The sequence below is a fragment of the Egbenema bharatensis FJBBOT/2019 genome (assembly GCF_048077055.1).
Taxonomy (GTDB): domain Bacteria; phylum Cyanobacteriota; class Cyanobacteriia; order Elainellales; family Elainellaceae; genus Egbenema; species Egbenema bharatensis.
The window spans coordinates 2,981,679-3,006,711 of the sequence record NZ_CP182236.1; the positions used below are offsets into that span (position 1 = coordinate 2,981,679).

Annotated in this window: 23 protein-coding genes and 1 pseudogene; 19 read left to right on the forward strand and 5 right to left on the reverse strand. The window is 50.6% G+C overall.

Annotated features, from left to right (window positions below; genetic code table 11):
* Window positions 1–14: 14 nt before the first annotated feature.
* Entirely contained in the window at window positions 15–1,676 is a 1,662-nt protein-coding gene (locus ACM1PF_RS13810; protein WP_416675446.1) for a M48 family metalloprotease, read from the forward strand.
* A gap of 326 nt (window positions 1,677–2,002) precedes the next feature.
* On the opposite strand, the gene hemE is transcribed toward ACM1PF_RS13810, so the two are convergent.
* Window positions 2,003–3,067, reverse strand: a complete 1,065-nt coding sequence (gene hemE / locus ACM1PF_RS13815) for a uroporphyrinogen decarboxylase (protein ID WP_416675449.1) — start codon at window positions 3,065–3,067, stop codon at window positions 2,003–2,005.
* A 1,193-nt stretch (window positions 3,068–4,260) separates the two neighbouring features.
* Here hemE and gvpA point away from each other — a divergent pair.
* The 5 genes from gvpA to ACM1PF_RS13840 all read left to right on the forward strand — a co-directional run bounded on the left by gvpA (window position 4,261) and on the right by ACM1PF_RS13840 (window position 8,207).
* Window positions 4,261–4,479, forward strand: a complete 219-nt coding sequence (gene gvpA / locus ACM1PF_RS13820) for a gas vesicle structural protein GvpA (RefSeq protein ID WP_039726782.1) — start codon at window positions 4,261–4,263, stop codon at window positions 4,477–4,479.
* A gap of 361 nt (window positions 4,480–4,840) precedes the next feature.
* Window positions 4,841–6,085, forward strand: coding sequence for a gas vesicle protein GvpC (gene gvpC / locus ACM1PF_RS13825; protein WP_416675451.1), 1,245 nt, complete (start codon window positions 4,841–4,843; stop codon window positions 6,083–6,085).
* The gene (gene gvpN, locus ACM1PF_RS13830) at window positions 6,082–7,281 is read left to right on the forward strand and encodes a gas vesicle protein GvpN (protein ID WP_416675453.1); all 1,200 of its coding nucleotides are present in this window, start codon (window positions 6,082–6,084) and stop codon (window positions 7,279–7,281) included. Before gvpC ends, gvpN begins: the two co-directional genes overlap by 4 nt.
* Window positions 7,281–7,664: a gas vesicle protein gene (locus tag ACM1PF_RS13835; RefSeq protein ID WP_416675454.1), complete on the forward strand. Its 384-nt coding sequence runs from the start codon at window positions 7,281–7,283 to the stop codon at window positions 7,662–7,664. The genes gvpN and ACM1PF_RS13835 overlap by 1 nt, the downstream gene beginning before the upstream one ends.
* A gap of 54 nt (window positions 7,665–7,718) precedes the next feature.
* On the forward strand, window positions 7,719–8,207 hold the full coding sequence (locus ACM1PF_RS13840; protein ID WP_416675456.1) for a gas vesicle protein K: 489 nt from the start codon (window positions 7,719–7,721) through the stop codon (window positions 8,205–8,207).
* 5 nt (window positions 8,208–8,212) lie between these two features.
* Here the strand turns inward: ACM1PF_RS13840 and ACM1PF_RS13845 are convergent, their stop codons facing one another.
* Window positions 8,213–9,796, reverse strand: coding sequence for a B12-binding domain-containing radical SAM protein (locus ACM1PF_RS13845; RefSeq protein ID WP_416675459.1), 1,584 nt, complete (start codon window positions 9,794–9,796; stop codon window positions 8,213–8,215).
* 447 nt (window positions 9,797–10,243) lie between these two features.
* Here ACM1PF_RS13845 and ACM1PF_RS13850 point away from each other — a divergent pair.
* The 4 genes and pseudogenes from ACM1PF_RS13850 to ACM1PF_RS13865 all read left to right on the forward strand — a co-directional run bounded on the left by ACM1PF_RS13850 (window position 10,244) and on the right by ACM1PF_RS13865 (window position 13,465).
* Window positions 10,244–11,829: pseudogene (locus ACM1PF_RS13850) on the forward strand (B12-binding domain-containing radical SAM protein).
* Window positions 11,830–11,883: 54 nt separating this feature from the next.
* A complete protein-coding gene (locus ACM1PF_RS13855) occupies window positions 11,884–12,663 on the forward strand; it encodes an ABC transporter permease (protein WP_416675462.1) in 780 nt (259 codons plus the stop codon).
* A 156-nt stretch (window positions 12,664–12,819) separates the two neighbouring features.
* Entirely contained in the window at window positions 12,820–13,029 is a 210-nt protein-coding gene (locus tag ACM1PF_RS13860; protein ID WP_416675464.1) for a hypothetical protein, read from the forward strand.
* The gene (locus ACM1PF_RS13865; protein WP_416675467.1) at window positions 13,022–13,465 is read left to right on the forward strand and encodes a nuclease; all 444 of its coding nucleotides are present in this window, start codon (window positions 13,022–13,024) and stop codon (window positions 13,463–13,465) included. The genes ACM1PF_RS13860 and ACM1PF_RS13865 overlap by 8 nt, the downstream gene beginning before the upstream one ends.
* Window positions 13,466–13,480: 15 nt before the next feature.
* On the opposite strand, the gene ACM1PF_RS13870 is transcribed toward ACM1PF_RS13865, so the two are convergent.
* Window positions 13,481–13,696: a hypothetical protein gene (locus tag ACM1PF_RS13870; protein ID WP_416675470.1), complete on the reverse strand. Its 216-nt coding sequence runs from the start codon at window positions 13,694–13,696 to the stop codon at window positions 13,481–13,483.
* Window positions 13,697–13,907: 211 nt separating this feature from the next.
* Between ACM1PF_RS13870 and ACM1PF_RS13875 the strand changes: the two genes are divergently transcribed.
* The 4 genes from ACM1PF_RS13875 (at window position 13,908) to ACM1PF_RS13890 (ending at window position 15,672) form a co-directional block, all read left to right on the forward strand.
* The gene (locus tag ACM1PF_RS13875) at window positions 13,908–14,072 is read left to right on the forward strand and encodes a ribbon-helix-helix domain-containing protein (RefSeq protein WP_416675472.1); all 165 of its coding nucleotides are present in this window, start codon (window positions 13,908–13,910) and stop codon (window positions 14,070–14,072) included.
* A gap of 41 nt (window positions 14,073–14,113) precedes the next feature.
* Window positions 14,114–14,356, forward strand: coding sequence for a helix-turn-helix domain-containing protein (locus ACM1PF_RS13880; protein WP_416675474.1), 243 nt, complete (start codon window positions 14,114–14,116; stop codon window positions 14,354–14,356).
* Window positions 14,357–14,376: 20 nt separating this feature from the next.
* Window positions 14,377–14,577 (forward strand): ribbon-helix-helix domain-containing protein, encoded by a 201-nt coding sequence (locus tag ACM1PF_RS13885; protein ID WP_416675476.1) that lies wholly within the window; start codon window positions 14,377–14,379, stop codon window positions 14,575–14,577.
* 537 nt (window positions 14,578–15,114) lie between these two features.
* Window positions 15,115–15,672 (forward strand): transposase, encoded by a 558-nt coding sequence (locus tag ACM1PF_RS13890; RefSeq protein WP_416676645.1) that lies wholly within the window; start codon window positions 15,115–15,117, stop codon window positions 15,670–15,672.
* Window positions 15,673–15,680: 8 nt separating this feature from the next.
* Here the strand turns inward: ACM1PF_RS13890 and ACM1PF_RS13895 are convergent, their stop codons facing one another.
* Window positions 15,681–17,117, reverse strand: coding sequence for an ion transporter (locus tag ACM1PF_RS13895; protein WP_416675478.1), 1,437 nt, complete (start codon window positions 17,115–17,117; stop codon window positions 15,681–15,683).
* Window positions 17,118–17,329: 212 nt separating this feature from the next.
* On the opposite strand from ACM1PF_RS13895, the gene ACM1PF_RS13900 reads away from it, so the two are divergent.
* From ACM1PF_RS13900 to ACM1PF_RS13920, 5 genes are all read left to right on the forward strand, one after another.
* A complete protein-coding gene (locus ACM1PF_RS13900) occupies window positions 17,330–18,502 on the forward strand; it encodes an aminotransferase class V-fold PLP-dependent enzyme (RefSeq protein WP_416675480.1) in 1,173 nt (390 codons plus the stop codon).
* 324 nt (window positions 18,503–18,826) lie between these two features.
* Window positions 18,827–20,116 carry a GAF domain-containing sensor histidine kinase gene (locus ACM1PF_RS13905; RefSeq protein ID WP_416675483.1) on the forward strand — a complete coding sequence of 430 codons (1,290 nt, stop codon included), beginning with the start codon at window positions 18,827–18,829 and terminating at the stop codon, window positions 20,114–20,116.
* A 785-nt stretch (window positions 20,117–20,901) separates the two neighbouring features.
* Window positions 20,902–21,762, forward strand: a complete 861-nt coding sequence (aroF, locus tag ACM1PF_RS13910) for a 3-deoxy-7-phosphoheptulonate synthase (protein WP_416675486.1) — start codon at window positions 20,902–20,904, stop codon at window positions 21,760–21,762.
* A gap of 149 nt (window positions 21,763–21,911) precedes the next feature.
* Window positions 21,912–22,736: a 4-hydroxy-tetrahydrodipicolinate reductase gene (gene dapB, locus ACM1PF_RS13915; protein WP_416675488.1), complete on the forward strand. Its 825-nt coding sequence runs from the start codon at window positions 21,912–21,914 to the stop codon at window positions 22,734–22,736.
* A 471-nt stretch (window positions 22,737–23,207) separates the two neighbouring features.
* A complete protein-coding gene (locus ACM1PF_RS13920) occupies window positions 23,208–24,125 on the forward strand; it encodes a pentapeptide repeat-containing protein (protein ID WP_416675490.1) in 918 nt (305 codons plus the stop codon).
* 99 nt (window positions 24,126–24,224) lie between these two features.
* On the opposite strand, the gene ACM1PF_RS13925 is transcribed toward ACM1PF_RS13920, so the two are convergent.
* On the reverse strand, window positions 24,225–24,971 hold the full coding sequence (locus ACM1PF_RS13925; protein ID WP_416675493.1) for a 2-phosphosulfolactate phosphatase family protein: 747 nt from the start codon (window positions 24,969–24,971) through the stop codon (window positions 24,225–24,227).
* Between the last annotated feature and the right edge of the window lie 62 nt (window positions 24,972–25,033).

Here is a 25,033-nt window from a genome sequence, read left to right on the forward strand (position 1 = left end):
AGGGGGTTGCAACGATGGCTTTAATCGATCGTGTGTATGGTTTATCGGCTTCAGGTCTGATTTCGATGAGTTTGCTGCTGTCTGCTTCAGGGGCATTGGCTCAAGCTGGTCAAACGCATGGGAATATCGCGGAAGCGACAAGTTTAGATACAGAAAGCCTCTCCAATTTAGAGGAGCCCGATTTAGCAGAGCCGGGAGAATTAGCATCAGAGGAGCCAGAGCTTGTCATACCCGATCGAACAGCCGAACAGAAACCCGATGCAGGGCTGGATGGGGAGGGGGCGGAACGGCATGGAGATGAATATTTCCAACTGCTGCTGGAAGCCGATCGCCTGCATCAACAGGGACGGCGGGTAGAAGCGGAGCACTTCTACCGGAAGGCTAAGGGATCGTTTACAGGAGTTGCGTTTGGTAATCGACCTGAACCGATCGCTGATCCAGCGCTTTTACCCCCTGCGGGACAGGTTTACTGGCGGGAAGCGGCAGCCGGACAGGACTCAGGATTACTGACTCGGATGCTGGTTCCCCTGGAATTGCTGGTTCAGGACTATCCAGAGTTTTTCCCTGCCACAATTCGCTATGCGGAACTGCTTTTGGAGCAGGAGCGACCCGCTGAAGCCCTGGCAGTGTTGGAAAGAGCCGTCACTCTATATCCTGATCAATCGGAGCTGGTTCGGGCTAGAGTCAATACCCTCGCGGCCAGCGGAGAATGGCTGGATGCCTCGATCGCAGCCCGACAGTTTGCCCTCTTCCATCCTGATCATCCCGATGCCGATGCATTTCTCGTCCTGGCAGATGAACACCACAGCACCTTCAGAAGCCGGATGCGCAGTCGATTGACTGGGAATGCCATTGCCAATGTGTTTACAGGAGCCTTGAGTTTTGCTCTAACGGGGGGATTCTTCGGGCCATTCAGCGCGATCGATACAGCAGTGCTGCTCCTGCGAGGGGAATCTCAGGTTGGGTCGAGTGCTGCCAGAGCCATCCAGCGGCAGATTGATCTGGTGGAAGATCCAGAAGTGATTGCCTACGTGAACGACATTGGGCAGCGATTAGCCGATGTAGCGGGCCGAGATGACTTTGAGTATGAGTTTTTCGTAGTGCAGAATCCTCGCCTCAATGCCTTTGCCTTACCGGGGGGCAAGATCTTTATCTATGCGGGGGCGATCGAGCAAACCCAGTCAGAAGCCGAGTTGGCAGGATTAATTGCCCATGAAATTGCCCATTCTGCACTGTCTCACGGATTCCAACTGGTGACTTCCAGCAACCTTACCGCCAGCGTGTTTCTGCCTGTTCCCTATGCAGGAGGACTGGCAACGGATCTAACTGTGCTGGGCTACAGCCGCGATATGGAACGACAGGCAGATGCCTTTGGCACTCGTTTACTGGCGGCCGCTGGCTATGCAGCGGATGGGCTGTATAACTTGATGGTGACGCTGGATGAGCAGAATCAAACGCCACGGGGTCTGGTCTGGCTTTCCACCCATCCGGACACCCAGGAACGCATTCGCAATATTAAAACCTTGATCGAAGAGAATGGCTACAACCGCTATACCTACGAAGGGGTGGCGCGCCATCGGCAGATACAGACTCGAATTAGCCAACTACGCAATGAAGAGGAGGAGAAATCTCAGGAGCATGGATTGAATAACCTGTACAGTGCTCTACTTTGGTGACGGGGCGGGTAAGACTTCGGACTTCGGCTTGAGCTCAGTCGAACGCTCACTCGAGCCGTCGAAAGCTCAGACGTTCGGCGAAGCTCAGTCGAGCCGGCGAAACGCTGCCCACCCCACAAAATTTTCAGGTTATTAAATTTCAGTAGATCACAAACCTTGTTTAGATCCCCCCTAGCCCCCTTGAAAAAGGGGGAACCGTTCGCGGAGCGTGTGCGTAGCACAAACCGAAGAGGGTTGAAGTCCCCCTTTTTAAGGGGGATTTAGGGGGATCACCCCCAGGGTTCACTGTGAAACGAACCCATTTTAGATCTACTGAATTTGCCTTCCTACGCATGAACGGCTAATAGCTGATCCACCTGCTTGGCCGTTTCAAAGAAGAAAGCAGCATTTTCCTCCGGCGTATCGGGCAAAATTCCATGGCCCAGATTCAGGATGTGTCCCTGGTTGCCAGACTTGCGAATCGTCTCCAGAATACGATCGCGGATAAAGGCCTTGGAACCGTACAGCACGCCAGGATCAATATTGCCCTGCACCTTCACATCCCAGCCTAAGCGCTGACGAGCTTCTGCCATGTCTACCGTCCAATCCAGGCTAATAATATCTGCCCCAGAATGGCCCATGCGCTCCAGCAAACCGGCACTGCCGCTGACCAACAGAATTAAAGGCGTATCCGGGTGAGTTTCCTTGACTTGACGGAAGACTCGCTGCTGGTAGGGAAGGGCAAAGGTTTCATAATCCTGGGGACAGAGTTGCCCCGCCCAGGAATCGAACATCTGCACCACTTGTGCACCGCAATCAATCTGGTAACGCACATAGGTAGCGATCGAATCGGCCAGGAATTCCAGGAACTGATGCAGTAGATCAGGCTCCGAGAAGGCCATGTTTTTAATCACAGAGTAGGTTTTTGACCCCTTACCCTCCACTGCGTAAGCTGCCAGAGTCCAGGGGGCACCGACGAAACCCAGCACCGTAGACTGATTGCCCACTTCCTGGCGGAGGGCTTGTAAAATCGTGCGAATAAACGGTAAGGATTCTTCCGGTTGCAGCGGGCGCAAGTTCTTGAGATGTTCCCAACTGCGGATAGGGTCATGAATAATGGGCCCTTTTCCTTCCGCAATGTCCATGTCAATGCCCATTCCCGGCAGCGGAGTCACAATATCGGAGAACAGAATCACACCATCGGGTTGAAACGCTCTCCAGGGCTGAAGCGAAACCTCAACGGCAACCTCTGGAATCTCCGATCGCTCCCGAAATGACGGATACTTCTCGCGCAGATCTCGATAGGCTTTCATATATCGTCCGGCCTGTCGCATCATCCAAACCGGAGGACGGTCTAGCTTTTCTCCCCGTGCAGCCCGTAATAGGTAAGGAACCTGATTTGATCCGATCATCTGAACTCCGCTATTAATAAACGAATTCTTAAGCGCAATTTGTAGCTTATCATTCAGCGATCCCACCCCCTTCATACTGCCCTACGAAACCTTCATAAAAGTTCAGATTAGGTGTCAAAGTGTTGAGCGATCGTTACATTACGGGCTAGGACTGAATCTGTTGGCTAATGCTCTAATGCTCCAATGCGCCAATGCGCCAACAATTTGCACCCCACTACCAAAGCAATGTTCTTTTGGCATACCTTAGGAGCATCCTACTGATGCAAATTGATCGATTTCCGTAGCGCAGGCATCTTGCCTGCCAGGAAGAGATTTATCATGCAGGATACACCCGCCTTACTGAGCCTGGCTAAAGCGTTTAGCCCTTGGTTACAGCGAGAATCCCAGTAAGAAATACCTCAAGCTAGCAGGAACCCACCGAATATGTCTGGGAAAAAGAAAAACCTACAGGCTTGGGGGAACACAGCGAACGGGGAGGTTTTGCCTTGCCAACACGGAGGATGCTGTATTAAAAGTCTCAGCAAGTTCTCTTTGAAAAACCTGGACTACAGAGGCTAGAGACTGGATGGCAAGCCCTTAACTGAACGTGCGCTTAGGATCATGAATCAAATAACCTGTAAATTGTTCTACTTCGTTGACTGGGCGGGCAAGATGCCCACCCCACAAGAATTTCAGTTTATTCAGTTCGCATTCCTTACCAGGTTCTCTCAGCGAAAAAGACAAACGATTTAGCGTTCGTTTTAACGTTCATTTTAGTGTTTCAATTGACGATCGCTTTAGAAATCAGATCATCGTTAAGCTCGCAAGCACTGGTTTGGGTCAATCCAGCAAATTGTGTTGACACTTCAATCTCTATGTAGTTTTGTTAAGTTTGTTAGCCAACTCTATCAGCCGGGCATGATGAATACAACTCCATCAAACTGTTATTCAAAATTAGTCGAACTAATTAATAACAAATAGATGGCAGGATGCCGATCGCCTAACAGAAGCGAAGACCCTTTAAACAAGCCGTAGTTTCTCGTAGGTATTTCCCCAAATTCATCAATTTTCAGCATTTACACTGGAACTCCTGAATTTGAAAATCCTTATGCTGATTGATTGAGGTTGCCTCTTATCATCATGCACTGCAAAGGTAGGCATCCGTTTTCTGACCCATTCTTTCATTGAAATTTGTTCAACTTAGGTGATTTATCATGGCTGTTGAAAAAGTAAACTCCTCCTCTAGCTTGGCTGAAGTCGTTGACCGCATTCTTGACAAAGGAATTGTTGTAGATGCTTGGGTACGGGTTTCCCTCGTTGGGATTGAACTGCTGGCGATCGAAGCTCGTGTCGTGATTGCATCGGTTGAAACTTACCTGAAGTATGCTGAAGCCGTTGGTCTGACTGCACAGGCAGCCGTTCCTGCATCCTAGTAGTGCTGTTCGTGGAGCGTGGGCAAAGCCTGTGGTGCTGAGGACTGAGGACTGAGTGCTGAGGACTGAGGACTGAGTGCTGAGGACTGAGTGCTGATCCGAGGCCTAGCCTTTGGGAATGCAAATTGAATAATCTGGAGTTCTTGTGGGGTGGGCAGCGTTTCGACTGAGCTCAAGCCGAAGTCTTGCCCGCCCAGTCAACCAGGCAGAATGATTGGCAGGTTATTTAATTCACAATCCTCAGGTCAGAAGCGCAGGAAGGTAGATCAACGCCATCCCGATCGCCTTCCTGTCCCCTCTCCCCACGCCTTATGCCTCACGCTCCCTCAGTCCCCATTACTTCTCTCCAAAGGAGGTTTCTGTGGTTTCCCTTCAAGACTCATGGCAAGCCGGACGACAGCAACGGCAGCAGGAAGTGCTCGATCGCCAGCAGCATGTCCGTCATACGCTCCAATCCTTTCAGCAAGAGCGACAGGCAAAAACAGCAGAACTGCGGGAAGAATTGCGGTTATTTCAGTTAGGACTTCAGTTGGAAACTCAAGATTTTCTGGCTGATGTGGCGGATCAGCGTCAGATGCAAGCAGCTCAACTGGCTGAACACCTACAGGCGTTTGTCCAAACCTTACGGCAACAGACCGCAGAACTGATTTCCCTCACTGCTGCCGATCGCATCATTATGGCACAGCAACTGGCTCAAGATCTGAGCGAGTTTCATGGTAATTTGACGACTTCGGTGACGTTACTGCGTCAAACCCTCCAACACCGGATTCAGGAAATTCAGCAAGAAGTTCATACCTTATTGCAAACCAGTGAGCAACAGCGCATTCAGGAGCATCTGCAACGAATGCAAGCCCTGGAGGAGTGGGTCAATACGTTGCGATCGTCTGTACAGTCCTACTTATCTGAGTTAGAGCTGATTCGCTTCGATCGGGCCCAGCAATTGCAGGTCATGCTTCAGCAGGAGCACGATCGACGGACAGCAGATGTGAATGACCTGTTCCAGGAACTCGCTCAATTTCGGGAAGAGTTAACCCAATATTGTTCATCATTACGCGAATCAGTTTGGGGAAGTTCGGTGAATGAGAGCAGCAATTTAGTAGAGCCACAAAGCGGTTTAACTAAACGCAAGCCTTCTAGCATTCCTGCCCTAACTGCAACAACGACTAAAATCGTACCTAAAGCAACGAATAAGGCTAAAACTAAGAAAGCCGTAGAGAACACAAAAAAACTTGCTCATCGATTGGCAATTCCGGCAACGCTGAATCAGCCAGCGGCAAAACCCAATGCTCAGGTTGTTTCCCAGAAGTCTGCACCTTTAACCTTAGCTGAACCGAAACCCGTTGAGCCGAAGCCGGTTGAGCCAAAAGCTGTTGAGCCGAAAGCCGTTGTGTCTACTATTCCTCCATTAAACTCTGAGGAAGATCAGCTTGAGAAAGCCATTTATCAACAGATTCACCAGACCGGTGGCGCAAGGCTAACGGAATTGGAAACTGCATTGGGAATTAATCGATTCCAGGCAGTGGATGCCCTGCGAGCGTTGATTAAGAAAGGATTAGTCACCCAACGCGATCGAATTTACTTGATTCAAGAGGATGTGAACCTGTGACGACGGTATTAAAAGCTAGCCCCCGGCGATTTGTCAGTACACCGTCCATTGAGCGTGTCGCTGCCCGTGCCCTGAGGTATCTTCAATCTGGTTTTTCAGTGCATTTACGTGGGCCCGCCGGAACCGGAAAAACGACAATGGCACTCCATTTGGCGGATTTGTTGAGTCGTCCCATTATGCTGCTGTTTGGGGATGATGAGTTCAAAACGTCTGATTTGATTGGAAATCAATCGGGTTATACACGCAAAAAAGTAGTTGATAACTATATCCATAGCGTTGTCAAAGTTGAAGATGAACTGCGGCAAAACTGGGTTGATTCACGGTTGACCTTAGCCTGCCGGGAAGGATTCACTCTGGTTTACGATGAGTTCAACCGATCGCGCCCAGAGGTGAATAATGTGCTGCTGTCGGCTCTGGAGGAAAAGTTGCTCGTCCTGCCCCCTAACAACAACCGCAGTGACTATATTCGGGTTAATCCTCATTTCCGCGCTATTTTTACTTCTAACCCTGAAGAGTATTGCGGCGTACATGACACCCAGGATGCCCTGATGGATCGGCTGATCACGATCAATATGCCAGAGCCGGATGAGCTAACGCAGCAGGAAATTGCCATCCAAAAAACTGGGATTGACCGTGAAAGTGCGCAACTGATTGTTAGTCTGGTGCGATCGTTCCGTAGCCGCACGGGAGCTGAGAAAACCTCCGGGTTACGGTCTTGCCTGATGCTGGCCAAAATTTGCCATGAGCACGAGATTCTGGCACTGCCGGAAAACCCGGAGTTCCGCGATGTCTGCCAGGATGTACTGCTGTCACGGGCTGGGCTGGCACTAACAGAAGCGACCCATCTCCTATGGGAAGTTTTCAACGAAATGATCGCCACTCACGCGATGCAATTAGAAGCAGAAAAGCACGCGCCCCATTCCAGAGTGATTCCGATGGTGAATGCTGCCCGGTCGGCGAACGATGCCCTGGATGAGTTTGATCTGGTGGCTGAGGATGAAACGGGTGATGAAACCGAGGATGAAACTGGGAATGAAACCGCTAACGGGTTTCCCGAAGTAGATTTGAGTCAGCCTGTTCAAGTCGAAGAGACAGCGGCACCAGTCCCTCCAGAATCGTTACCCCTCAAAAAGAAGCGCAAGTCCACTGCCCAGTCTTCTCTGTTGACCGCCCCAACCGCTGAAGGTGAAATCTGATGACGATCGCCCCTGCTTCAGTCCCCAACCGCCCGGTTCCCACTGTCACCCAAGGTTCTACCCTCGCTGATGTCCTGGAGCGAGTGCTGGACAAAGGCGTGGTGATTGCCGGAGACATTTCAGTTTCCGTGGGTTCCACTGAATTGCTGAATATTCGGATTCGTCTCCTGATTTCCTCCGTGGACAAAGCCAAAGAAATTGGGATCAACTGGTGGGAAAACGATCCGTACCTCAGCAGTCGATCGCAGCAACTTCTGGAAGAAAATCGGCAGCTTCAGGCACGTTTAGAGCATTTAGAACAGGAATTGCGGCTCTTGCAGGGCAGGCGGGAGAGGGGAGAGAGGAGAGAGGAGAGGAGAGAGGAGAGGGGAGAGAGGAGGTAGGATGAAAGAGCTTGTCTTGGGGATGAGCGTTTCGGGTTGCTCTCTGTGATTTCCATGGCTTCTGATTTGCCGATTCGGATTACTCCGGCTGAGAATGTTGAGGATCTTGATCTTCCATCCCATCAGTCCCCTAAAAAAGATGCTGGTTTGGCTCCCCTCCTGTTGACGGTGGTGGAGTTGGTGCGACAACTGATGGAAGCGCAGGTAATTCGCCGCATGGAGTCTGGGGAACTGAGTGATGCAGATCTCGATCGCGCTTCCGAAAGTTTGCAAAAGTTGGAAGAACAGGTAATAAAACTCTGCGAGATTTTTGAAATTGATCCCGCAGAGCTGAATATTGATCTGGGTGAAATTGGCTCCTTGCTACCCAGGCAGGGAGGATACTATCCGGGGGAGCATTCGACTAACCCAACCATCCTGGAATTACTCGATCGATTACTGCATACCGGAGTCGTGTTGGAAGGCGATCTGGATTTAGGGTTGGCCAACTTGAACCTGATTCACGCCAAATTACGACTCGTTTTAACCTCTAGAACTGAATGAACCAGCTAATGAACCAGCTCAGGAGATTCTACCGATGGTAAATCTTTTGATTCATCCACTGGTTGTGCCTGTAACTGTGCCAACTTGCTCACTAAAGACGATCGCACTTCATGGCGAAACGTGAAAAAGTGTTCCCCGAAGGCTAGAGCCGCCACATAGTCAAACAGCAAGTTAGGTTTACGGACAGCCATGACCAACAGTTGCCACCAGAAGCGCAGTCGAGTGGATCGGACAATTCCCTGTCGCCAGCAAACTCCCAGGATTAATCGCCACTCCTTCTGGGTAAGAGGATACTGACTCGGTGGGCGATGAGATCCCATCCTGCTGAAATGGTGAAACGTGCGTTTGAGATAGGCCATTGGTTCGTAAAGCTGCCAGAATGCCTCGACAAACTCCATTACCACTTCCTGTAAAGGACGAGTTGGTTCAAAGTTCATTAAGGACTTCTGTGGGCCGCTACTGTCTACTTCCTGATACAAGCGATCCTCACGCTTCAGGCGTTGCCACATGGCAGTATTAGGCAAAGCTTGCAGTAATCCTAAGTGAGCTTGCGGAATCCCTGTTTCTTCCACAAACTGTTGAATTCGATATCCGGCTCCTGTCTTTTCGCCATCGAATCCTAGAATAAATCCTGACATAATCTGGATTCCGGCTTCAGTAATTTTATGACACGACTCAATCAGCGATCGCCGCGTGTTCTGCTCTTTGTGGGCGACCGCCAAACTGTCCATATCCGGTGTTTCGATCCCCATAAACACCATCCGGAATCCCGCCTGCACCATCAAATCAATTAGCTCATCATCTTCTGCCAGGTTCAACGACGCTTCCGTAATCAGCATGAAGGGATAATGATGTGCCTGCATCCAGGGAATTAATTCCCGTAAAAACATCTTGGCGTTGCGCTTATTGCCAATGAAGTTATCATCCACCACAAACACCAACCGTCGCCAGCCCATTTCGTAAAGCGCGTCAAACTCCTTCAGCATTTGCTCCGGGGTTTTGGTGCGGGGTTTGCGGCCGTACAGGTTAATAATGTCGCAGAACTCACACTGGAAGGGGCATCCCCGCGAAAATTGGAGGGTAACGGCCAGATAAGCATCTAAATCCAGCAGATCAAATCGAGGGATCGGGGTTTGGGTCACATCCGGTTTTTCAGCAGACCGAAAGACCCCCCGTTCCTCGCCGCGTTCCAATGCTTCTAAAAACAGCGGAACCGTATGCTCGCCTTCATCCAGAATCAAGTACTGCGCGCCTGCATCCAGGGCAACTTCGGGTACAGAGGTTGGATAGGGCCCACCGACAGCCACTTTTTTGCCCGAAGCAACGCCTTGTTGGATTAATTCCTGCAAGTCCTGCTTCTGCACAATCATGGCGGAGATGAGCACCATGTCGCACCAGTCCCAATCTTCGTCAGTTTCAAAGCGCACATTGCGATCGACTAAGCGCAGTTCCCACTCTGGAGGAAGCATCGCTGCGATCGTAATCAGACCCAGAGGAGGATTCGTGGCTCGCAAACCCGCCATATCAAGGGTTGCTTGATAAGACCAAAAAGAGTTAGGCAGAATGGGCCAAATGAGCAATACTTTCATAAAATACTTTAGCGACAACAATAAACAACTTCATAAACAAACAACTTCATAAACAGGGATCAAGCAGATCGATCAAGCAGAAAAGCAGATGCCGATGTCCGGTATTTTCCAGTTAAGTTTTAACTTTAAAGTTTTCTAAGTCTTTACGAAATATCTCCTGAGCCGTCCCTTTAACCCTAAGCAATCAGTAGAACAAACTACAGTCAAGGGCGAACGATGCAGACAAGGGCAGTGTTCTAAGATTATCCTACAAACTCCATTAACCTTAAATTGTCCAACCGTTCCCTTACAATCTGACGCATGGTAGATTGTTTGACGATCGCGTAAAGCGCATTTTTGTGCCGCTAAAAACAACTCAAAACTTCATTTATCTTTAGGTTTTTTAAATTCTTATTGTGAATCTCAGCAGTACTGTGGATGAATACGTTTCATCTCACAAGGCGGCCTATGAATGCGCTACTCCTCTGGCCTCTCATGCCAAATTCCTTCTGGTCATACCAGGAAACGTTAGATCTGGCAGGTCTTCGTTCAACCAATCCCCCCCTTGGTCTGATTACCGTTGCCTCACTTTTGCCCACAGACTGGAATTTACGACTGATCGATCGCAACGTCCGGCTCGAAACTGACGAAGATTGGGACTGGTGCGATGTGGTGATCATTTCGGCAATGGTGATCCAAAAACAAGATTTTCAAGCATTGATTCAAAAGGGACTTTCTCTGGGTAAAAAGGTTGCGGTGGGTGGTCCTATCCCACCTCCTATCCAGAAGTAGCCCTGGATGCTGGCGCACAGTACTTGATCCTGGATGAAGGGGAATGTACGATTCCGCTCTTTTTGGCAGCATTGGAACGGGGGGAAGCACAGGGCATCTTTCGGGCATCCGAAAAGCCAGACGTGACCCAAACCCCGATCGCCCGCTATGACTTACTGGAACTGGATGCCTATCTCGCTATCACTGTGCAATTCTCGCGGGGATGCCCCTTCCAGTGTGAGTTCTGCGACATTATTAACCTGTACGGCCGCAAACCCCGCACCAAAACCCCGGAGCAAATGCTGAAGGAGTTTGACACCCTTTATCAGCTTGGCTGGCGACGCTATATTTTTGTAGTAGACGATAACTTTATTGGCAACAAGCGTAATGCCAAGGTGTTTCTGCAAGCCCTGATTCCCTGGATGGAGGAACACCATTATCCCTTCAAGCTGATTACGGAAGCGTCGCTGAATTTAGCCGAGGATGATGAATTAATTGATCTGATGGTGCAGGCTGGATTCATTCTGGTGTTTATGGGAATTGAGACACCCGATGAAAATAGCCTGGTGGGCATTCGGAAACTGCAAAATACCCGCCACCCTCTGGTGGAATCGTGCCATCGAATTACGCAGGCCGGACTGCAAATCATGTCGGGCTTCATTATTGGATTTGATGGAGAAAAACCGGGTGCTGGAAACCGCATTCGTGACTTCATTGAAGAGACTGGCATTGCCCAGGGGCAGTTTAGCCTCCTCCAAGCCCTGCAAAACACCGCAATGTGGAACCGTTTGAAGCAAGAAGGCCGCTTGACCGATGGCATGGGTACTTTCCATCAAGGGGCGATCATGAACTTTGTGCCGACTCGTCCGGTCGAGGAAATCACGCAGGAATACATTGATGCTTTCTGGCAAATTTATGAACCGATGCCCTACCTGAAACGCACTTTCCGGCACTTCATGATGATGAAGCATTGGCGTGGCAAAACCGATCGCAAAATTACGCAGCCAGAATGGCAGTTGTTCAGGGCAATCTGCTGGCGGCAAGGGGTGGTGCGTTCCACTCGACTGCGCTTCTGGTGGCAACTGCTAGTGATGGGTCTTCGTAAACCCAAACTGCTGCCGGGATATTTGGCAACCCTGGGCGTGGGGGAACATTTCTTTTCCTATCGCTATGTGGTGCGGGAGCAGCTAACCCAACAGCTTGAAGCACTGAAGCAAGAACGGATTGCCAATGAGTCACAGCTTCAGGAGGTTAAAGTTCCAGCGGCTCAGGCTCAGGTCTAATCCCTTCAAACGATCGCCCCTCACGGTATGGTTTGAGAAGCGTTGAGGGGCAATATGGATGAACTGATTGAAATTGATCTGCTCCGGTTTGGGTTTTCCCTGGGGTTGATGTTGATTGCTATTGGCTTGTCGGCGTGGCAACAGTTGGGTCTGGAGTGGAATCTGGCGATGGCTACGGGGCGGACGGTGGTGCAACTCCTGGCGGTAGGGTACATCCTGGAACTGGTGTTTGCGCTGGATAATCCCTGGGCGGTAATTGCAATTATTGCTGTGATGTCTGTGATTGCGACGATCGTAGCTCGCAACCGAATCAGTAAAAAAGTGCCGCGTTTGTTACCCATTGTGGGACTGGCGATCGTGGTAGGGACGGCTTTAACGTTAGCCTATGTCAACCTGCTCATCCTACAACCGGATCCCTGGTATCAGCCACAGTATCTTGTGCCACTGGCAGGGATTATTTTGGGCAATGCCATGACCGCAGCGGCGATCGGCGGTGAACGATTGGTCAGTACCCTCAACGCCAGCCAGCTAGAAATTGAAACCCATCTCAGCCTGGGCGCAACTCCTAATCAGGCAACTGCCCGCTACCGGAATGAGGCGATCAAAGCGGGACTGATTCCGACGCTCAACTCGATGCTGGTAGTGGGAATTGTCAAACTGCCTGGCATTATTACTGGACAAATTCTCAGTGGGGTTGATCCGCTAGAGGCAGCGGTTTACCAGATGATCATTATGTTTATTCTGGCGATCGCTACCTTGGGCACCAGCATGGTTTTGATTGAGGGGATCTACCGCCAGTTTTTTAACCAAGCTGCCCAGTTGATTTTGCATTAAGCGGAGATGAATTTCATAATCTAGAGTTCTTGTGGGGTGGGCATCTTGCCCGCCCAGTCAACCAAAGAATAGGTCATAATTTGGATGGGGAAATGCGGTTCATCAAAGCGATAATAGGAGAGTCAAGCGTTCTATTGCTCAAGGTTACGCCTTCCAATGTATTCAAAACCTTTCAGAACAGATCAACCATCAGATCCCCTACTCGTTCAACCTCTCTCCAAGCAAACGGTGGAGGAGGTGATTCAACTACTAGACGATTGGATGGCAGATGAGTCTGGCTATGATGAGGCAGCTTGGGATGAATTAAAAGTAGCCCTTGATCAAGCGCGATCGAGTATTGATGCGCGGGGGCTGTTTGTTGAGTAAGGTTGTCTTGCTGGATGCAGGGCCATTGGGAATGCTTACCCATCCACGAAAGAATCCAGAGATTAAACAGTGGTTGCAAAATTTGCTCCGTTCTGGCTGCATCGTTAAGGTTTCAGAAATTGCAGATTATGAGGTGCGACGGGAACTGCTTCGTGCAAACAGATTCCAAGGAATCCAGCGACTCGATCTCCTTAAGGTAACAATCGGTTTTGTTCCGATTACCACTGAGGTGATGTTGACCGCCGCCGAGTTATGGGCCCTTGCCAGAAGACAGGGAAAACCCACGGCAGATAATAAGGCTTTGGATGCAGATGTAATTTTGGCAGCGCAAGCCCTTTTGATTCGTCAACAGGGAAGGGAAACGGTAATTGCCACAACAAATGTTGCTCATCTAGAGCAGTTTGTCTCTGCCCAAATTTGGACAACCATCAATTGAACCCATCGATCGTCCTCACGCTCCAACCCCAGAGCCTCGATCGCCCTCTTTCAGATCAGCCCTAACCGGATCAAACACCACAATAAACTCCCCATCGGGAACTAACCGCCGCATTGCCTGAGCGTGACCTTCAGCATCAGACCAACTGCGAAAGCGATCGATCACCACCCGCTGACAATTGGGCAGCAGACGAATTACCGCCCAGTGATTCAGGCGTTCTCGATAGGTCATAATTAGATTGTCTCCATGAAAATGTGGAACCAGAGCCAGTCCCCCGGAGCCTGAGAAACTTGGGAGGGCTGGCTTTTGGTTTGTGATTAATCTGAATCTACCACACATAATCACAAAATGACGCATTGTACGTCACAATGTGCTATTTCTAGATGTAGTGGTTTAAAGCAGCGTAAAATGGGCTATGTTGCGATATTTTGTGATTGAATTCATGGCTACACGCGGACGTGTGACCGCCTATTTGCCGGAGGACATTCAGAAGGCACTGGAAGAATGGGCTACAGAGGAGAGTCGCTCGATCAGTAGTCTCGTAACGTATTTGCTGACTCAAGCGGTGAAAGAACGTCAAGAGAAAAAAACGCAGGGATCTGACTAAACAATTAGCCTGTATGATGAGCCTCTGACACTATTTGAGGCATGGGAAAAGCAGGTCGAGCATTAAGGCAAGTTTTGAAAACTTACAAAATCAGTCAGAATAAGCTGGCTGTCACGATGGGAGTTGAGCGCTCTGCCGTGTTCAAGTGGTTTCATGAGGAACGCGATCCAACGGCGGAAACGGTTGTCGAAATCGTTCAAGCTTTGAGACGGCTTGATTCGGAAGCCGCCGAGAGTTTTGTAGATTTGTATCTAGGTGAGTCTTCGTCGGACGATGAGCGGTAGTCATAGGAAATGATGACAAAATGGAGGAAACTTGTACAGATTTATTAGAGTTCATGGGTGATAGTGAGCGCATTTCAGTAGTTTTGCCCTCCGAGACAAAGAAGGCATTGGAGAAGCTTTGTCAGATTGAAAAGCGTTCTATCTCTAACTTTGTTTATCTCTTGATTCAGGAAGCCATTGATCGAGCCAAAGTAGAAGGAAAGCTCTCTGATGACGTATGAATTGGAAGATTGAAGACGCTCAACAAAATTGGTCTACTGTGCTTCAGGCTGCGGCACAAGAACCTCAACTCAATTTGTGAGCAAGATCATCTGATTGCGGCGATCACTGAGGGGACGACTCCTAGACGATGAATGAGCGAGGGACGGATGGTAGTGCTTGGGTGACGGGCGGAGGGAGCGATTGTCTGTTCCTGCGCGGTGGTTCCTGGCTCAACTACCCCGGGTTCTGTCGTTTTGCGGCTCGCGACAGGTACTCACCAGTCGATCGGTACGGCAACAACGGCTTTCGGGTTGTTCTGTCTGCCAGGACTTCATAACTCTTTACACTTTTTAACTTTTACGCTTTACACTTCTTCGCGCGAAGGAATCTCCCGACACATCCCGTACGGGCGAAGCATTTGCCAATTAACGTTACGGTCAATCTCAGCCGTATTGATGCAAATGCTTCGCCCCTACCCATCGCGGGGAACCCGATATTGGGAATTACAAAAACGGATTGGGAATCCTGAAAACAACCGATCGCACCGATTCCCACTCATGCAATACAACCCCGATCTTCACCACAGACGATCGATCCGTCTGAAAGGATACGACTATTCCAGCCCAGGAGCCTACTTCATTACCATCTGTACCCGCGATCGGATCTGCTGGTTTGGCGAGGTGGTGGAAGGGGAAATGCGGTTGAATCAATTGGGGCAACGGGTGCGATCGGTCTGGCAAACCCTGCCGCATCATTTTCCGGGTTTGACCCTCGATGAATTTATCGTCATGCCGAACCACATGCGCGGGATTTTGGTTTTGAACGATACATCCCGTAGGGGCGAAGCATTTGCCAGCCAACCTATCAGTCAATCTCACCGTATTGACGCAAATGCTTCGCCCCTACCCCCGTGTGGAACCCAACCGGGATCGATCGCCGCGATCGTGCAAAATTTCAAATCGGTTTCCACCCGTAAAATTAATCAAATTTGTCAAACACCCGGTACACCCATTTGGCAACGCAACTACTACGAACACATTATCCGCAACGAAAACGCATTACAGAACATTCGCCAATACATTACATCCAACCCTGCCTCCTGGAAACAAGACTAAACAATTCATCAGGACTTCCAGATCGGTAACTTCCGGGCAATCACAATGAGTTCATCCTTTTCTCGTAACCGTTCATTTTGGGGTGGATTCACCAGGGTTTCTCGCTTACCATTTGTTTGTCGTTCAACCGCCAGCAGAATTGCATCATACTGGTGCTTGAGTTCTCCCGTGACTTCCCAAAACGTTGTATCAATCCATTCCATAGGCAAGGATACTTTGTAAATTTGGTTGCCCACCTGAACCGTAAGCAGTTCTGCCAGAACATCCGATGCGCCAAAATTGCGGGCAGAGGTAGCGATCAAATGGCTGGCCAATTCATCCGACACCACCACATCTTCCACCCCCGCCACTCGAAGCTGCACATTATTTTTGCGATCGAGCAGTTGGGCACAGGTGTAGATTTTGGGGTTCAGTTTTTCAATGGTGAGAGCGGCCAGAACCGTCCGGGCATCGCGGTCTTGATCGCTACGAGGGCAGGTGGCATCGGCGAGTAAAATGGCGCGAGAAGCGTAGTAGATCCCCACCGTTTCTAGAGCTTCGATCGTGGTGTAATCCCCGGTGTAGAAGTAAATCTGGGAGCGATCGGTACTCTTCAGTTCCCTCTCCGGCGTTTCGATGAATTCTGCTACAACGACGATCGGCAGTTTTTTCAAGTCTGGATCGGCGTGTAGTTCTTCAATTACCAGATGGCCACTGCGATTCCAACCGCAAATTACGATATGCCCGCGCAGTTCGTCCAGTTCCAAGTAGCGAATTTCCATCACATTTTTCAACCGTTGTACCATTACTGCTGATACTACCCCAGTGAAAACGGCAAACATGGTCAAGCCGCCTACCAACACAATTAGGGTAATAAATCGTCCACCATCGGTTTGGGCTTCACCACCGATCGGCTCTCCAGAAACGAGGGTAAAAAAGCTCCACCACAGGGCATCTCGCAAGCTAGAAAAATCCTGGTTCTGGCGGCCCTCCACCAGGTAAATTCCTAAAGCGCCCACCAAAACGATCAGTCCCACCATGACAAACAGCCCCAGTTGGGCACTCAGGCTAGCCGCCACGGTGGAAGACACGCGCAGTAGATTACGATTGATAAGAATCCCCACCCGCAGCAACCGCAGCAACCGTAGCAACCGCAGAACGTGAAAGGCCGGCAAAAAAGGCAGCACAGCGATAATATCGATCCAATACTGCTTAAAAAAGCGATCTTTCCGCCGAGCAATGTAGTACCGGATGCTCAATTCAATCACAAAAATAACCGTGAGCACACCATCCACCGTGGACAGGATAGGCAAAGGCACACCCGGCTCCGAAGCCACCTCAGCCATCACAATCAAAACGGATGCCAGAATCAGCAGGATCAGGATGAACTCAGTGTAGGAATCGTGAATAAAGCGATCGAGCCGGAGCTGGAAGGGACTGGGAGACGAATCTAACGCCGTAGTCATTAGGTGAGATCTGTACGGAGGGGGGTGGACACAGATAGGATAACTGAATCAATTGCGTTTGACGGCAATCAACAGAAAGCCTACCAATTGTGTTTGGTTAAAATTGTTACAGCTGGCTCAATCTTGCTCAGTTTTTTAACCGCCCATCAGGCTGCCCCAGAGGCACCGTTGGTAATGAGATAAAATCAAAACGAACCCGATGAGCATCCCTTTTGACTTTGCTGCAACCCGATCAATATCGCCAGCAATTTCCGGCGCTGACCGATAAAGCTTATTTCAACTACGGTGGGCAGGGCCCAATGCCCCAGAACGCAATCAGTGCCATTTACCGCGCCCATGAGTACGTGCAGCGATCGGGGCCATTCTCCAGTGCCATTAATCGCTGGATCAGTCAGGAAGAGAAGCAGTTACGAGAGACGATCGCCGCAGAGCTACAGGTTCCCCTGGAGACGATCGCCCTGACCGAAAACGTTTCAACTGGCTGCAATATTGCCATGTGGGGCATGGACTGGCAACCAGGCGATCATTTACTGCTGTCCGATTGTGAGCATCCCAGCGTGATTGCAACGGCTCTGGAACTTCAGCATCGTTTTGGCATTGAAGTCACCACCTGTCCCCTGCTGGCTACTTTAAATGAAGGCGATCCGGTTGCCGTGATTCAGCAGCACCTTCGCCCCAGAACCCGCCTGGTTGCCCTCAGCCACATCCTCTGGAATACCGGACAGGTGCTCCCACTACAAGAAATTGCCCAGGCCTGCCATACCCATGCGGGTGAAGTGCCGGTGCGGTTGTTGGTAGATGCGGCTCAGTCCGTCGGCGTGCTGCCCTTACATTTGGTGGAATTGGGTGTAGATTTCTATGCCTTCACCGGGCACAAGTGGTGGTGCGGCCCTGCCGGATTGGGAGGACTGTATGTGCGATCGGAGTTATTGACCGACCTCAGACCGACCTATGTGGGATGGCGAGGATTAACCCGGAATCCAGCCGGGTATCCCACGGGCTATCACGCAGACGGGCGGCGGTTTGAAGTGGCCACCTCTGACTACACCCTGTATGCTGGACTTCAGGAAGCGATCGCCATCCATCAGTTGTGGGGAACCACCGAACAGCGCTATCAACGGATTCGAGAATTAAGTCAATTTCTCTGGGAGCAACTGGGCCAAATCCCCTCCATCACCTGTTTGCGTACCGCTGCTCCAGAAGCCGGGCTGATTTCCTTTCGGACAGAGCAATCTAATCCAGCATCGATCGTTCAAACCCTGGAATCTCAGGGCTTTCTGCTGCGAACCATTCTTGACCCTGCCTGCATTCGAGCGTGTGTGCACTACTTCACCCTGGAATCAGAAATCGAGCGGTTGATTGAAGCCATTCGTCAAGCCATTTAGTTCACCAGCATCCCGCCATTCTGAGTTGATTCTGAGCCAATTTTGGGTCAGTTGCAGCGGCAATTGTAGCCCGTTCTGGTTTTCTGTTGTGCATAGAATATAGAACCCAATTGGTATCCAGAATTGCCATAAAGAAATACTTGAAATTTTCAGGCTAGCCGAACAATCTCGTTAGGCTAGAAAAAATCAATTCAGAATACCTCCGTAGAATCAACGCTGACCAAGGGAGATGCGTCCAAACGCTGTGTGCGAAAACTGTGACGAAATTTGACTGGAGCCTTGCAGTGTTGCGAGTTCCTCACTCAGTCCATGACTTAGAAGACTATGTTGCAAGACTTCACTCAAATTCGATCGCCTCAGTTTGCCCTGGATGATCTGGTGCGATTGGCAGCGCAAATCTGTCAGGCTCCTTTTGCCTGGGTAACGGCGTGGGAGGGCGATCGGCTGTCTGTGGTGGCATTCGTGGGGTTAGCCCCTGAGGCATTGCCCCTGGATTCAGGCTTTTGCTCATGGATGGAATCGGAGTCACTGTTCATTGCAGATACCCTGGCAGACCCTGCCTTTGCCCATCATCCGGCTGTAACTGCTCCACCCCATATTCGAGCCTATGGGGGAGTTGCCCTCCTCTCGCCGCAGGGCGAAAACCTGGGAGCACTGTGTGTTCTGGATCAAATCCCGCGCCCGTTTGATCCCACTCAAGTGGATGCCCTCCATGCCCTCAGCCACCAGATCGCCGTGCAGTTTGCCCTTCAACGCCACGTCAACGAACTGGAGCAAACCCTTCACCAAGTTCAGCAGTACAGCGACAACCTGGAAGCACAGGTTCAACAGCGCACCCAGGAATTAGCCTCTACCTTACTGCTGGCCGAAGCCGCCAACCAGCACAAGACTGAATTTCTGGCCAATGTCAGCCATGAACTGCGAACCCCCCTGACAACGATTCTGGGATTTGCGCGGCTGCTCCACGACCAAATTCACGGCAGCCTCACCCCCAAACAAATGCAGTATGTCAACTTAATCCACACCAGCGGTCAGCATTTGCTCAATTTAATTAATGATCTGCTGGATCTGAGCAAGGTTGAAGCGGGACGGATGGAGTTGGATCTCCAAGCCGTTTCACCCGTTGATTTGTGTGAGCGAGTGCTGATGCTGATGCAGGAGCGATCGCACGACAGAAATATTACCCTCACCTTTGAGAATCAACTTCCCGATCGCATTAGAAGCGTACTGTTAGACGATCGCAAGGTGTACCAGATTCTGGTCAATCTGGTTTCCAATGCAATTAAATTTACGCCCACCCACGGGCAGGTCAACCTGCGGCTGAGTTTAGATAAAGATTCCATGCTCAATTTTTCTGTAACAGACACTGGCATCGGCATTCCCCCGGAACAGCAGGGCAAAATATTTGAGGCATTTTATCAAGTCGAAAATTCGATGCAGCGCCAAACTGGAGGAACCGGGCTGGGGCTGGCCCTCTGTCGGCAATTTGCCAAACTGATGAACGGCTCCATCCGGCTCGAATCCCAGGTCAACCAGGGCAGCACCTTCTCCGTCCAGATTCCCCTTCACGCCAATCCGATCGCCCCCACGAAAATCATTCAACCCACCCGCTAGCAATCAACGCTTTGCGCGTTCCTCAAATCCGCTGGCGGATACCGCCTACAAAACTTCTCCGGGAGCATCCCAGTTTTGCACCAACCCCTTTCCCCATGAGGGCGATCGGATAGAAATATCCGGTGGAATCAGACGTTGGCACCCACCCCTAACCCCTCCCAGGAGGGGAAACTCTGGGAAATCCCTACTCAACCCGGAGAATGTCCATCAAATCCCCTCTTGGGAGGGGCAGGGGTGGGTTCATCCGCTTGGGAGGGGCAGGGGTGGGTTAATCTTCACCCTATTACAAAAGTGGGATGCTCCCAACTTCTCCGCTGGGGGACTTGACTTTCATTTGATCCTTTTGCTACCTTTGCTAGTAAATCTACAAAACTTCAACGCGCTTGCCAGTCATGTATCAATCAGCCTTTTACTTTTATTTTTGGTTTATGGAGGTTCACCCGGAGTGAGTCCAGCGTTGTATGGAAACTCTTGGTGAACCGCAGACTGGATGCTGCGGTTTTTGTTTTTTAAGGATGACTTGCTTTTTTAACGCTGACTTGTTTTTAACGCTTACAAAGTGCTTCAACCCATGACTTACCGCCCTAACGCTTTTTTTAGCTTTTATTTTTTCTGGCTCAGTTTCAGTCCTGGGTAAGTTGTTGATGCGAATGCACACAAAGCCTGGGACTGGAAACGGTTCCAGGCAATTTTTTTGAAGACCGAGTCCGGGCAACTGACCATTCGCTCTGACCCCACTCCCACTCCCGATTTCCCACTCCCTCTAATTCACAAGGAATTTCATCATGCAGAAAGCCAAACTCACCCTCAAAACCAGTCCCGAACATAAGACTGTAATTCAGCTATCCGATCGCGCTTCCGTGGGCGGTCAGGAGTTACTGATTATTGGTGGCCCCTGTTCCGTCGAAAATCAAAACCAAATGGAAATTATCGCTAACCGCCTCGCAACTGCTCCCGTCCAAGCATTACGAGGCGGTGTTTATAAGCCCCGGACTTCCCCCTACGATTTCCAGGGGATGGGGCTGGAAGGACTGAAGGTTCTGGATGCAGTGCGCGATCGCTACGGGATGCCTGTGTTCAGCGAGGTCATGGCCATTTCCCAGATTGAGGAGATTTCGGCCCATGTGGATGTGCTGCAAGTGGGAAGCCGCAATATGCAAAACTTTGACCTGCTGAAGGCGTTGGGTCAGGTTAACAAGCCCGTGCTGCTGAAGCGAGGATTAGCTGCCACCCTGGAGGAATTCGTCATGGCGGCGGAGTATATTCTCAGCTACGGCAATCCCAATGTGATCCTGTGTGAGCGGGGTATTCGCAGTTTCGACTCCTACACGCGAAATGTGCTGGACTTGGGGGCAGTGGCAGCCCTGAAGCAAATTACCCATCTGCCGATCGTGGTGGATCCCAGCCATGCTGCGGGCAAGCGGGAACTGGTGGCTGACCTGGCGCGGGCGGCGGTGGCCTGCGGTGCGGATGGAATTATGGTGGAGTGTCACCCTGAACCCGAAAAGTCGATCTCCGATGCGCGGCAAACTCTATCTCTGGAAGAAATGATCGCCCTAGTGCGGAGCCTGGAACCGATCGCAGCCGCAGTCGGAAAAACCATTCCGCCCGGATCGGGTGTGGTTCCCCAACTTGCACTGGTGTAGGGTGACGGGAATTCTATCACTCCGCCCAATTCCCTGGTTGCTGGATCGCTTGCCTGAACTGCCTTGCCAGACGCTCCTTCCAGATTGATTCCCCCACCGTATTACAATTGCCTGTGTGAAGCCCTTGTGAAATCAGCAGCAGAGGAATTATGGTTCAGGCTCCAATCCCAGTTGTAGTCAATGGTGCAGCCGGCAAAATGGGTCGGGAGGTGGTGAAGGCAGTCGCTTCGGCAGAGGATATGATTCTGGTGGGAGCCGTCGATCGCAGTCCGGAAATCCAGGGGCAGGATATTGGCGAAATTGCGGGGTGTGGCCCCCTGGAAGTGCCTGTGGTGAATGACTTACAGGCAACGCTGGTACTGGCAACCCAGGAGCGGGGGCTGCCGGTCATGGTGGACTTCACTCACCCTGATTCTGTTTATGAGAACGTGCGGACAGCGATCGCCTATGGAGTTCGTCCGGTGGTGGGAACGACGGGACTCACCAAAGAGCAGATTGATGATCTGGCCGAGTTTGCCGACAAGGCCAGTATGGGAGGGGCAATCGTTCCTAATTTTGCGATCGGTGTGGTGCTGTTGCAGCAGGCGGCCGTTCGGGCTTCCCAATACTTTGATCATGTCGAAATTATTGAACTGCACCACAATCAGAAGGCCGACGCGCCCAGCGGCACCGCAATTCAAACCGCCCAACTTCTCGCAGAACTGGGTAAATCCTTTAATCCACCGATGGTTGAAGAAACTGAAAAGCTGGCTGGAGCCAGGGGCACCCGCACTGGGGAAGGAATTCAGATCCACAGCATTCGACTCCCCGGTCTGATTGCCCACCAGGAGGTGATCTTTGGTGCGGCAGGGCAAATCTATACCCTGCGCCACGATACCAGCGATCGCGCTTGCTTCATGCCAGGTGTGCTGTTATCCATCCGTAAGGTGCTTCCGCTCAAGTCGCTGGTGTATGGGCTGGAAAAGCTGCTTTAGTCGTTGCCAGGATTGAGCATCCGGGCGGTTCAGGTTTTGTTAATTTTTTTCACGGTTAATTTTTTTCACGATCGTCAAGGAATGGCACCATTTCCAGCGCAAGAAGGAAACATAGTTTGTCGTGTACACTACTTAATGTTTCAAATTGCAGTAATTTTACGTTAGTCTTGACGATTTCCTTACAATGGAAGGATGATTTGCTAAGAATATGTAGGGTGAAGATCGGTAGATCTATTTAGGTTTATCTGCTTAAATCTGTTTACTCGCTAGATCCATCTACCAGGATCCATCTATTCATGGATATGACTTCCGCTCCGTTACGTCTCAGTGTTCCCCCTCAGACTGGTTTCTCTCTGGTGGAAATGTTGATCCAATGGCTGACTGAGTGTTTTAAGTCGGTTTCAGGAACTCTGGGCTGTAGGGAAAGTTTCGACTACTTTATGGCTCTAGTCAGGTAGGTAATAGACAGGTATGAAGGCGAAAGAGTTATTACGACAGTATGCCCAGGGAGAAAGAAACTTTCGGGGAGCCAACCTCCGAGGGCTATCCCTTCAAGGTAAGAATCTCTCTGGAGCAGATTTCACTCGATCGGATATTCGCGGGACTGACTTCACAAATGCCAATCTTCAAGATGCAAATTTTGCCCGAGCCACCGCAGGGTTGCAGCCTATCCATGTGCTGGTTCTGGGGATTGCGCTAATTTTGCTTGCCGCAATTTTGGGTAGCGTTTCTGGTTTTGTCGATCGATTTGCTGAATTAGAATTTCACTCCAGTCAATTTGTTGATCTAATTCCCAAATGGCTGACCCTGGCCGTTTTGGCTAGCTTTGCTTTTGTCTGGCTTCAGAATGGCATTGCCGCCAGTTTTACCGTTTTCATCCTGGCTTTCATCGTTTCGGGGGTACTGGCCCTAGTGAGTTCGGCGGCAGTGATGGCGGCGGGAGCAATCATGATTGCCATTACGCTGGCCTCCTTTGTGGCGGTTGCAACCATTATCCTGGTGACGCTCATGATGATTGCGATTTTGGCCATCCGTCCACTGGCTGCGATCGCCGTTGGTGTTTCATTCTGCATACCCTTCATCGGGTTGGCCTTTCCCAGTGCCGGTGAGTCTGCCATTGGTCTGGCTGCGCTCGTTGTGCTATTGAGTATCAGCATTGCCTGGCGTACTCTCCGGGGCGATCGGAGACAGGCGCAGATCATGATGCTTGCAAGTTTTCTGGCTTCCCGTTGGGCTACCTGCTTTCAAGGTGCAAATCTGACTAATGTGGACTTTACCCACACAGAGCTGAGAAACGTCAACTTTGACGATGCCATTCTGACCCATGTCCGCTGGAATGACCCCTTGTCCCCTTCCTCAGCTCCATCCGCCATTTTGCTGAAGCAGTAGGTGATTGCAACTGTCAACTACAGTGATTTTTACGGTGCCTTCTACTGTTCTCAGCTTTTATTCGGGGTTGAACATTTTCCATATGTGTTTGATTAGCCTCTATCCATGTTTGATCAGCACACCCGGTTCCTTCTGGAACGGAAGCACCTCCAGTACATCCGTTTGAGCACAGTATTCCAGGTCGGCATGGCAGGACAACTTCAGTAAGCGTTTACCATGACTGGCGCGGTGCAATAAGTCCAGTAGGTTGTCTTGCCACTGGCTGTAAAGACTGAGTGCAGCGATTCCTTCATCGTTGGCAACCAGATCATCCAGGGCATTCGCTGGGTCAGAATGTTGGCGCACCAAACTATGGAGAATTGCCCCGGCACAGACCGTATCCTCCAGAGAAAAGCTGCCCTCCCAGCCAGAGCCAACCACCCATACGGTTTCCGGTTGGTGGGTTTGTAAGTACTGAACAATGGTCGATCGATTCACCAGGGCAGCGGTCAAAACGACAGGTGCATCCTGAACTCGTTCTAAACACCGGGTTCCATTCGTGGTGCTGATAAATAACCTTCGCCCCTGCACGACTTCCGGAGTACAGTCCAGCGGAGAATTACCCAAATCGCACCCATCCACCTTAGAGCCACCCCGCTCACCCGCGCGTAGTCGTTTGTCAGGAAGCCATTGCTCACTGACCTGCATTAACTCATCCATGCTGCTAAACGCTTGTACGGCCTCAGCCCCAGCAGCAAGGGCCGTTGCTATCGTGGTAGTTGCTCGAAGCACATCAATGACGATCGCGCAATCGGGAATCTGACCGGTCGGAACCAGTTCGGGAGTATGAAAAACAGATACTTTCACAGGCTAGCCCCATAAACGCAAGCTAATCTAGCATCTTACAGGGTTTCGGTATACCGTTAAAA